This is a genomic window from Neorhodopirellula pilleata (assembly GCF_007859915.1).
GTDB lineage: Bacteria > Planctomycetota > Planctomycetia > Pirellulales > Pirellulaceae > Rhodopirellula > Rhodopirellula pilleata.
The window spans coordinates 134,371-145,262 of the sequence record NZ_SJPM01000012.1 but is presented as its reverse complement, the minus strand read 5'-3'; the positions used below and the strand labels follow the sequence as shown (position 1 = coordinate 145,262).

General features: G+C 55.0%; 4 protein-coding genes. 3 read left to right on the top strand and 1 reads right to left on the bottom strand.

Annotated features, from left to right (window positions below):
* Positions 1–42: 42 nt before the first annotated feature.
* The 3 genes from Pla100_RS22965 to Pla100_RS22955 all read left to right on the top strand — a co-directional run bounded on the left by Pla100_RS22965 (position 43) and on the right by Pla100_RS22955 (position 2,867).
* Positions 43–879 carry a DUF1559 family PulG-like putative transporter gene (locus Pla100_RS22965; RefSeq protein ID WP_146580563.1) on the top strand — a complete coding sequence of 279 codons (837 nt, stop codon included), beginning with the start codon at positions 43–45 and terminating at the stop codon, positions 877–879.
* A gap of 6 nt (positions 880–885) precedes the next feature.
* Positions 886–1,722 carry a hypothetical protein gene (locus tag Pla100_RS22960; RefSeq protein WP_146580561.1) on the top strand — a complete coding sequence of 279 codons (837 nt, stop codon included), beginning with the start codon at positions 886–888 and terminating at the stop codon, positions 1,720–1,722.
* A 164-nt stretch (positions 1,723–1,886) separates the two neighbouring features.
* Positions 1,887–2,867, top strand: a complete 981-nt coding sequence (locus Pla100_RS22955; protein ID WP_146580559.1) for an RNA polymerase subunit sigma-24 — start codon at positions 1,887–1,889, stop codon at positions 2,865–2,867.
* A gap of 657 nt (positions 2,868–3,524) precedes the next feature.
* On the opposite strand, the gene Pla100_RS22950 is transcribed toward Pla100_RS22955, so the two are convergent.
* Complete coding sequence (locus Pla100_RS22950; RefSeq protein ID WP_197168168.1) at positions 3,525–10,622, bottom strand: GEVED domain-containing protein; 7,098 nt, start codon at positions 10,620–10,622, stop codon at positions 3,525–3,527.
* Positions 10,623–10,892: the final 270 nt, after the last annotated feature.

Below are 10,892 nucleotides of genomic sequence, written 5' to 3'. Positions count from 1 at the left end.
TACGACCCAGCCTACGTCTTACCGTTTACTTTTTATTCAATTATGAACCGCAAAGCTTTCACTCTGGTCGAACTGCTCGTCGTGATCGCAATGATCGGTGTGCTCGTTGGAATGGCCGCCCCAGCGGTGCAGTCGATGCGAGAAACTTCTCGACGGGCTAAGTGCCAGTCGAGGCTGATTCCGATCGGGATGGCGATTCAAGGTTATCACGATCGCTGGATGCAGTTTCCGATCGGCACGATGGCTCAATCAGGACCGATCGAATCGGTGGCGTCGGGCGATCATCACAATTGGCTTGGTCGACTCATGGACTTGATGGACCAACCCGTGATCGCTCGACGGATCGATCGATCGGTGAGCGTTTACGACGACGCCAACTCGGACGTTTTGCAATTGAGTTATCCGGGCGTTCAATGTCCTTCGAGCAGCGGCGACCCGGCCAACGCGAGTAGCTATGTTGGGCTTCATCATCCCACCGAAAAACCGATCGACGAAACCGATCACGGCGTGTTCGTGCTGAACGTCGCGATCACCCGCGACGACGTCAGCGATGGGCTTTCCAACACCGCCTTTGTGTCCGAGAAAATCTCCGGCTTTGACGACCTGGGTTGGCTCAGCGGCACGCGGGCGACGCTTCGCAACGCGGGCGATGGTATCGTCGGTGCGATCGATCCATGGGTCAAGCATCCGCCGACCGCCGTCGGATCGATCGGCAGTCTGCACCCCGCCGGAACGCATGTGCTGTTCGGTTCCGGGGAGATCCGGTTTCAAGCGAGCCAAACCGATCCGCGGGTCTTGCATCAGATGATTGATCGCCGCGACGGACAGTTGCCCCGATCGTTTCAAACGATCCAGCAACAGCGACTCGACAGTCTTTAGCATTAGGTGAACGCTATTTCGACTCATTGCGATCACGAAGATTGGCGACTGCTCGGTTGGATCGGGATCTGGTCGCTCGCGTTCCTGGTTGTCATAGCGAGCCTTTTGAAATTAACGTCCACGCTCGACGACTTGACCGATGACAGTCGGTTCGTCTTGGGTTTCGCGATGGGCGGGCTCGCGGTGACTTGGACAGCGGCGGCTACGTGGGCGGCGCTGATTCATTTGCCCTCGGCTTCCGATCCGACGAGGCAACGCGTCCGGTCTCGAATTGCGGTCGCGGTCATCGGCATCGTCGAAATCGTATATCTCGGCTGGATGTCGCGACCTTACTCGTCGTTATTCGTTGAGGCGGTGCTATCAACGATGGTAGCCACGGCCGGACCCATCCTCGTTTGGCAGTGGACGCGACGCCGCATTCATCGAACTGAACAGGTCGTCTCGCACCGCCGGAAGATTCGGCACCTGATGGAGATGACGTTCATCATCGCCATCATCGCGGCGGTGTTGAATTGGGGTTGCCGATGGCCGGAAATATCGACGACAAAGTTGGTGGTGATCGTTTCCAACGCTTTCGTGTGGACGTTCGTCTTAAGCGTGATCCTGGGCCGCTGGTGGCCATCGGCCGTGCTCGCGATTCCCATCCTTATCTCACAACTCGTCGTCTCCGCGTCTCTAGTGGAGTCGATGGGACAAGCCGGCGATGGCCAAATCGAACAGAACGCCGGCACGATCCTTGGATTCCATTTCTTTACTTTTTTGCTATTGATCCTAATGCGATCAAGCAACCACCGCTGGATCGGTAGTGAGAAAAAATACGAGTTGTCCTCGTCACCAAACTAACTGCTGCCGGCTCGGACACTGAACCGCTGCGTACGATCCTATAGACTATCCTGGAGAACATCCAGTTTGTGGTTACGAAAACAAGGTCCTGATAGATGCGATTCGATGCAACACCGTTCTTTTGTCTCACGCTCGTGTTTCTCTCTTTTTCGGCAATGACGTGCATGGCTGACGATGCTCACATACTTGCTAGGCTTGGGGGCCAGTTGAACGCGACCGAGAAAGCTTCACTCGAAGAGCAGGTTGCAAAAAAACCAGACGACGTTGAATCGCGAACGAAACTTCTTGGTTACTATTTCACCAAGGGACGCCAAGATCCAGATGCCAAAGCCGCCAAGGAACGTCATGTCAGGTGGCTGATTGCAAATGCTCCGGAATCGGAGGTTCTTGGCTTACCGTATAGTCAGCTCGATAAGGTGCTCGATCCCGAAGGGTACGACCGTTGCAAGCACGCTTGGCTAAGCGTTCTTCAAAAGTCCCCTGAGAATCTCGTCGCACTCCGCAATGCGTCCAAGTTCTTTTTGCTGCATGATCGCAGAATCTCAGAAAACTTCTTGCTGAAAGGACAACGGCTCGATGCGGAAGATCCCAAATGGCCAGCGTCGCTTGGCCAGCTCTATTCGCTTGGCATGACTTCGCTTCCGATGGGCCCGGTTCGAACCGCGGCTGCGGCCAAAGCGTTTCGTCATTATGAGTTAGCGTACGATCGCTCTGATCCGATGGAATCCGATTCGCTTCTGGCCGCCTTGGCTGCGACCGCGTTTGAGGCCGGTCAGATAGACGATGCGAAGAAATTTGCGGAGATGATGCTTGTCGATGACGCGACGGGATGGAATCGAGGCAACCGAATTCATCATGGAAATCTTGTTCTCGGTCGGATTGCCCTTACTCAAGGAAGGATTGACGAGGCCAAGTCAAGGTTGCTTCTTGCCGGCAAGACCAATGGCTCGCCTCAACTCAATTCCTTCGGACCAAATATGCTTTTGGCGAAGGAACTGCTCGAGCGCGGCGAGAAAGAGGTGGTTTTGAATTACTTTGAACTCTGCAAGGAGTTCTGGAAATCGCCTCGGCGACAACTTGAGCATTGGATCGATGTGGTAAAGTCAGATCGAATCCCGGAGTTTGGCGGCAATCTTGCTTACTAAGACATCGCCGGCACTAAACAGGTGCTGGCCGAACTGCCAGCGTAAGGAAAGTTGCCCGGTTGTATCGCTTCGCTCGACCACCGGGCTACTGGCTAACAACGCCTTCGGCGTAAAGAGCAAGGGGCTTCGCTGGCCCCGGCGCGGGTGTTCTTCGACAGCCACAGATTGCACCGATTTCCGCAAATCCGAATGCGAATCCACCATCTGTGCAGATCTGTGTTCGTCCGTGACCGAAGAAGATCAACAACGCCGATTCTCTCCATCGAAGGTACCAGAACGCTAATCTCTGCTAGTCGCACACTCATCAGGATGTACAACACGATGAGCAGGAGAATCCAATTAGTGTTCGATTAGCGCAGATTAGCGTTCCTAGTCCTTTAAAGGCGATCGAATCACGAGCTGCATGCTGCATGAACTTCGCGGATGATCTGCCTCGGGTCTCGAATTGGACGCAAACATGAGAACCAAAACCCGATTTTGACGCTACGCGAAGCATTTCCTTCAGCATTCAACAAGATACGAACAACGTCCATCCGCTCCGCGTGACTTCATCCAACACCCCATCTGTCATGCGATCGTAATGGCCTTGATCGTAAAAAATCGGTTTGCGTCCATCACCTCGGGTGACCCGATGATAGATCGCACCGGATGTCACAATCAAAAATTGTTACGCAGTTCCAACGATGCGATCTGTTCGGGCAATGGAGGCTCATCCATTTGCTGCAAAACGGCATCCACCAAAATTTCACGTTCCTTTTGCATGCCGACCATGGCTTTCGATCCGGTGCGATCGTCCGTTAGAAGTTCTGCAACGATCTTCTGATTCGACTGTCCGCCTGGCAAAATGGTGCCGTCGAATTCTCGGTTTGATCTTGGTGGCGACTGCCCGATCGAGTGGTTCGCAATTGCAATGGCGATCAAGGATGTCGGACTCGTACGTTTCGACAGGTTTTCGCCCGCCGGGTTTTCGAAGTCGCGTAGATTGAGGAAATTGATCACGCGTAATGCGTCGAGGGCCGACGCCCTTGCATCACCGGTAACGTCAAAGAACACGTTAGGAAACGGTCCAGTCGTTGACGCAGGTACCAGCAGTCCCTCGTTATCGGAAAACCGTTGGCGATTCAATTCGTTGATTACCGTTAAAGCATCCACAGCATTCACGCTACCATCGTTATTGACGTCGTGCGGGTCGACCGGGTTGGACCACTCGTCGGGACCGATCAGCCGCAGCGTCGCGGCCTGCTGCGAGACGACGCGAACGAATTCGCCATCGACGACCTCTGTGGCGATCCGTCCCCAACCCTCTCCGATCTCGACACGGTCGCCGGGGTTGGATCGTACTAGCAACGTGCTGCTCGCGGGCGAGAGTCGCAAGACTTGGTCCGCGTCCAGCTTCAACGAATTGTTGCCGTCGCCGATGATGTCAAACGCCTCGAAATTCTGAAGGTTCGTCCCGCCGTCGCCCGTCAAGTCAACGGCAAAGTTGGCTCCGAGAAGTCGCAACGTGTCGTTGCCATCGCCACCATCGGCGAGCACTGTCAACGCGCGGCCAACGATCGCCGATAAATCCATCAGTGACACGATATCGTCCTGCGGTGACGCGATCAGTCGGATCGACGCGACGGACACTGGTGGAACCCGTAACAGTTCTTGCGTACCGGTGCGGACCACCAAGGTCGCGTTGGTGGGCGATTCACCTTCGGCGGGCTCGTCCGGAATTTCGATCGTGACGCTTGTCTCGCCGCCGGGGAGATGAACTGAGACATCCGCCGCCGTGTCGCCGTCAACGATCGTGACGAGGTAGTCTTCCACTTCGCCATCGTCGGCTTGGCCGGTCGGCAACAGACCGCCAGCGGTACTGATGCGAAATCGAGCAGCCGTTTGCCCCACGCTCGAGCTGGCCGGCACTGTGAAGCTGAGCGTGTTCTCGCCCGCTTCGACGTCGTGGCTCGCGAAGATCTGCTCACCCGCATCGTCCCAATTGCCATTGCCGTTGAAATCGATCCACGCATCCAGCTTGGCCCTTTCCGACGCTGTAATCAAAACGTTGGCGGTCGTCGCAAAATCGCTGATTGCGAGCAAGGTACTGCCGAATGCGACACCATCTTCGTCGTCCGGCGTTGCCCCGCTCGTATCATCGCCATCGGCGTCGTCGCTTTTCACACCATCGGCTTCTGTGTCAACAGCTTGACCTAGCATTGGCCCGGTCGCAATGTGCCTCGCTCCGTCTGCCGCGAGTGTGGTTGGAAACGGAGCTGGTGCATCACCGAAGTCTCGCGTCCTCGCAGGGGCCGTTGCAACCGTGAGCTCAATACGTGCCGCGTCTAAATCAGTTGGGTCGATACGATCCTCGACGATGATATCAACGAACGCTTTCTTGAGTTCACCCGGTACGGGACGAAAGACAACCGACTCCAAAAACTGCCGAACCTCTTCGACCGTACCGTTGAATTGCAGGTTTGATCCGACGACTTCGCCGCCCGACGTTTGTGCTGCCAATTGTCCGGCCAACGTTTCTACAAGCACGTTCAACAACTCGATCTCGGGCTGCAGGATATCGAGTCGGATTTCCAAGTTTCGTTCTTGCGACTCGTTCGTTGTCTGATTCTTCTGAACATCAATGTTGATGTTGTTTCGGATCTCGGTGGAGACATGCGAAATTGCCTCGCCGTTGTTCAGTTCGAGAAAGAGAAAATCATCGCCAGCGTTTGTCGGCCGAAGGATATGGAATTCGAACACTCCTTGGCCCGCAACGATTGTGCTTTGTCCCAACACGTTCCCCAACGAGTCGGTGGCGGTCATCATTACGTCGCGTGACTCTCCCGGCAATTTACCTGTGACCTTCACCTGATTATCGTCGGTGCTTCTAGCGGTTAGGTTTTCGATCTTTGTTTCTAGATCGGGCGCGGAAGGAGCGACGATTTCGAGTTTGCGCAGGATACCCTTTCTAAATTCCTCGATTTCGATGAGAAATGCTTCTCCCGGAAGAATATTGAATTCGTCCAGGCTGACGAGGCTCTGACCAGCGGGAACCTCCCGCTCTTCGTCGCGAATCTTGACCCTGCCACCGTTGGTAAAATGCAGGTTGAACTGTGTGTTAGTGAAACGTCCGGATGAATCCTGCTCAAATCCCGGCACAACGGATGGGGCCAGATCGCTCACCGAAATGAAGGCATTACCAAACGCTTCCGGAGTAATTGCCGATATTTCGAAAAGGCCGCCACGCTTGTAGACGACAAACGGCGTTTCATTGGTAAGCCGGTCCAGACGCAGAGTCCCAGTCACCGTGTCGTAAGCGACGAGTTCATCGGAAAGCGGCCTTTCACGTCCGGTGTTGCGGTCAAACAAGCCCAAGCCGAAGCGTATGTCCTCGGGAAATGCATGCACTTCAAACGTATTGGGCGGCGTGATAGGCCGACGCGCCAACAGAACAGTTGGAGTGCCGTCTCCAAGACTCAAGGTGATGATAAAGGTTCCGCCATCGGCAAACGGGTCGGACGGCAGGGAGTTCACGATCTCTCGATCAACGTCCGATAGTATCAGGCTCAGCGGTACAGGAACATTCTGATCAATGGTCGCCGAAGCGATGACTTGGATTGGCCGAATTTGGCCAGCGCCGAAGATAAATGGCAGCACAAGTTGCGATCCGATTACGCCACCACTTGCCGTCTCTTCCCGGGACACTTCGAGCGAGATTTGCAGCTCACCACCAACGGCGACGTCAAATGGAAGTTCTCCCTGTTCAAACCGGATAATACCGGCACTGATGTCGCGTCGAGGATCGCTGGGAGCTCGGAAACGGTCCAAATCCGAGAAACCGACAAACCCGACCGCGTCCTCGATGCCAATGTCCTCGCCGGGAATGCCAAGCTTGAGGGCGGGTTTCGCGTCGACATTACCGACCTGAGTCTTGATCGTAACACTGCCATCGTCGCCGAGAACGACCTCGACGCGCGGATAGATGGCGACGAACGCAGCCGCCATCGGCACGAGATCCCCTTGAGCCTGAACGGTCGAAGCAAAAGCGCGAACACGGAAGACACCGGCCCGATCGTATCGGACTAACGATTCACGCGTCGCGGAATCTTCGAGCTCGATCTGCCCGTTAACATCGTTGTAGGTCAGTCGCGAACCCAGCGTTCCATCAGCGTTGCGAACATGAAACTCCTCTCGCAAGGCTGTCCCGGATACGCGCCGCCCGACCAGCTCCAGCGTCTGTCCATCCCCCAGTTCGACGTTAATGATGAACTCGTCGTCTGCGGATAGCGCATCAACGCGGCGACGATCCGCCTCGGTCAGTGCGATCACCACATCAACCTGCTCGCCAACAAATGCCTTACCTGCAGCCAACTCCGGACCAAAACGATCCTTCCACTCGGCCCGCAGCAACGCAGGATCGTCCTGGAAACGAATCGACATTTTGGGCGAACCCAGGATGTTGACCAACTCAGTGATCTGCGAACCATCATCATCATCCAGCGTTACCGCCGGCCTTGCCACGCGCAACTCACTGCCGTTAGCAGCCAAGTCTTCCAAGAACTGTTGATCGTAAGTGTGGCGTGCCGTCACGGTTCCGCCGCCTTGCGGTATGACAAATATGTTTGTCGTCCCGTCGCGCCAAAGAACCGTCGCTTTCAGGTCATCTAGGCTTGGGTTGCCGTTCTCCAAAGTGTCGCTGCCGGTGATTTCTAACACGGCTTCGCGTTGCGATACAGGATCGAGCGCGGCCGATGTCACAGTGACGTCTAAATGCAAACCGGCGGGGCCGCGATCGCTGACAGGTACATCAATGGATTCGCGAGCGATCTCGTTCCCACCTTCCGTCACCACAACCACGGCGCGGAACGTCTGGCCTGATTCAGGTCCAGCCGGGTCGTCGAAATACTGATGCGGAACCTGCTGAGTGTTAAATGACGGCGGGTTGCCCGAAAACGCTCCCGTTCGCTGGAGCAACGTCGGTGGCTCGCCATTTCCCCAATCGATCGTAACTGTCAAATCTCCGACCATGTTAAACAACGTGCCGCCGATGCCGCCCAGGTTGACGGCTCCTTCGATGACTGGCGTGGCCGTAAGACTTAACTTGGGTGCCAATAGCAGATCGGGAATACTGAAGGACTTTTCGTCGATCTGTGTCCGACCGTTTGTGTTTGGATCGATCAGGAACGACTTAATTGTTATCACGCCCTCTTTCAACATGCGCGGGGCGTCGAACAAACCGCCGCCCACCGCCGCACTCGCGAGCGACGCGATGTCACTCACCGAGTGCATGTTACGGTTGGTCGCGACAAAGGTAAAAGTGCCCGTATCTTGAACCGTCTGCCGATTCCCGAACGGTCCTCGTAGCAACGCGATCGGAACACTAATATCGAATTCGTCTCCGATGCCAAAAAACGTCAAGTTGTCGTCATCCGCGAAACCTCCAAGCGGGTCATCCGGATCGCCTCCAAGAGAACGGGAGAAGCTGCCCAATTCGATTTGCTGCCGCTCGACTTTGAACTGGAATGGAAACACTCCGTCACCAATCGTCTGGCCGCTGACGCTAACAAGTCCTTTCAACGCAATTTCACGCGTCCCTTCTGGAATTAGTTCCAACAGGTCGATTTGATCCAATTCGACGTCGTAGCCTTTGCCGTCCAGGATCGTCGTGATCCGTTGGGTACGATCGCCGATCTGAAATGACAAACTGACTTCTTCGCCGATTTGCGCCGATGCCACCGAGCCGGACACGCGAAGTTTGGCGACTCCAGGGGCGGTATGAATACGATCCGTAAAAACCGAAGAGACCGAGAACGAAGGTGGATTCAGCGGTCCCACCGAGACCTTTCGTTCTTCCGCAGACTGCTGGCCGTTCGGCAAAGTCAACGTGGCGCGAACGATGTACTCGCCGATTTGGGTGTACTGATGTGTAAATTGGCGAGACAATTCCGCGGTGAAGGAGTCCGGCACTTCGGCGAAAATACCGTCGTTAAGCGATCCTCCGTCCTTGGATCGTTTTGGCACGATCGATTGCACAACCAGTGGCGTGCCGTCCCCAAAGTCGATGGTCAGCGTCGCGGGGTCATCGGTGGGACCAAGATTGAAAAGGATGTTCTCTGCTGTGACGAAAACGGTCAGTGGATCGAAAGGCTGCGTCGGATCGCCCGTTGGGTGCAACACTTCGGCCTGTGTGCGAATATCCACGTCGACCGGCTGTGCCAGTCGCTCTGAACTTTCGACAAAAAGCGCCTCGACATCGTCGAGCAGTAATCGAATCTCGTCGAGTACCTCTGTTCCCGTGGAGTCGAGCAAGAGGAACGTCAATCTAGTTTCCGGGTGCTTAATCCCAGCGGGTACAAACACGCTGGGATCAAAGAACCCGCCGAGATCTCCGGCGGCGATTGCGTCTTCCAAGTCAAAACTGAACGATTGTCGCGGCGCGCCCGCGGCGTTCTGGACATCCACCACAGCGATCGCATCAAAAAAGTTTCTGGCATCAATCAGATTGCCCGTCTTCGCCCCGATAAACGATTGCACACGTGTCCCGATCTTGACGTCGCCCGTGACTCCGCCAGCGAGCCGCCCGTGAACGGCACCAATGCGTACGCCTCCACTGATCGTGTTGTTGTCCGATTTGCCGTCGGTCACGACATCAAACTTGTCGATCTCGAAGAGACCATTTACACCTACGAACGGTGCATCCGGATCTTCAGTCCCTTCTTGAATAACAACGACTTTTTCGTCGAACCGGATATCCAAGAACGAGACAAATCGATCAAGAAACTCGCGGACAACCTGTACGGATACATTGAATTCGCCGGGCTCTGTGTAAACGTGCCGCAGCGTTGCTTGAAGGTTCATTCCCAATTCGAAGGGAATCACCTCGGTGGTTCCATCCCCATAGTTCACGGATAAAAACAATGGCAATTCATCGACGTTAAAGAGGTTGCCCGCGTCACGGAGCCGTTGCTTATGAACTCCCTGAGCAATATCGTCGGCGGAGATGCCCACTGGCATGAGAAGTAGGTGGTTTGTATCTATGGAGAATACGCTCAAGAGGGGCAAAAACTCTACTTGTTCGAAGCGCAGAAACTCAAAGTCGTTGTAAGTCGAAGTGATCCCGTCAACGGAAAAACGCTCACTGCGAAAACCGCCGGGACGGGAAACATCCCCAAAGAACTCCCGTCCTGCGACATTACAGAGGTCGATCCCCACTGTGAACTCTTCGCCAAACCGAATTTGGGTTCCATCTAAAAGCGTTCCGTTGCCAGCGACTACTTGAACCGGCGTACCACTCAACTGAACGTCGAGATCATTGTTATTGCGAAAAACTAAGACGGCTGGTCCCTCCGCAAATTCGATCTCGACTCCAGGCGCCGCGCGTTCAGCTAGCTGTGTGATCTCGACTGCACCGAAACCTTGAGGTCGAGGCTGGATCACGCGGTCGATGGGAATCGGGATGGGAGTGTAGGCTGCAAGCACTTTGGCTGAAATATCTCGAATTCGAAACTCAGCGTTTCCCGCTGCGACCGGAGATGGCTTCAACTCCGATGTCAAATCGACTCGCGTCGTGTCCTGCACAAAGTCCAAGTCGAAGTTACCAACCCGATGGCCCTCGGCCGAGGTAAGTCCAGTCCCAAAGACCTTGATGCCCTCTGCGTCTTCGGCGTTCTCAAACTTCAATATCAAGGAATCCGTCTCAGCATCGATCCTCGCCGAAAACTCGCCGGTCAAACCGGGGTGATTGTCTGGGATGACTTCGACTCCACACGCCAACATTTCGCGATTCTCAAGTTGCTCGAGGCGCAAAAAGCGTCGATTTCGCAATCGGGAGCCGCGCTTCGAACTATCATTGCGCTGCATAGTGTTCAGGATCTCAAAGTACGAATCTCGCGACATAGTCGGACTCCTGAATACTTGGATCGACTCCACAACAGCGTTGAAACATGACCGGACTCGCGCAAGCTGGGAATTGGCGGATGAAGTACGGGTTACCACTTATGGACAAACGACATTCTAGTGCGGGGGAGACTGCTAGGCTTGTCGAGG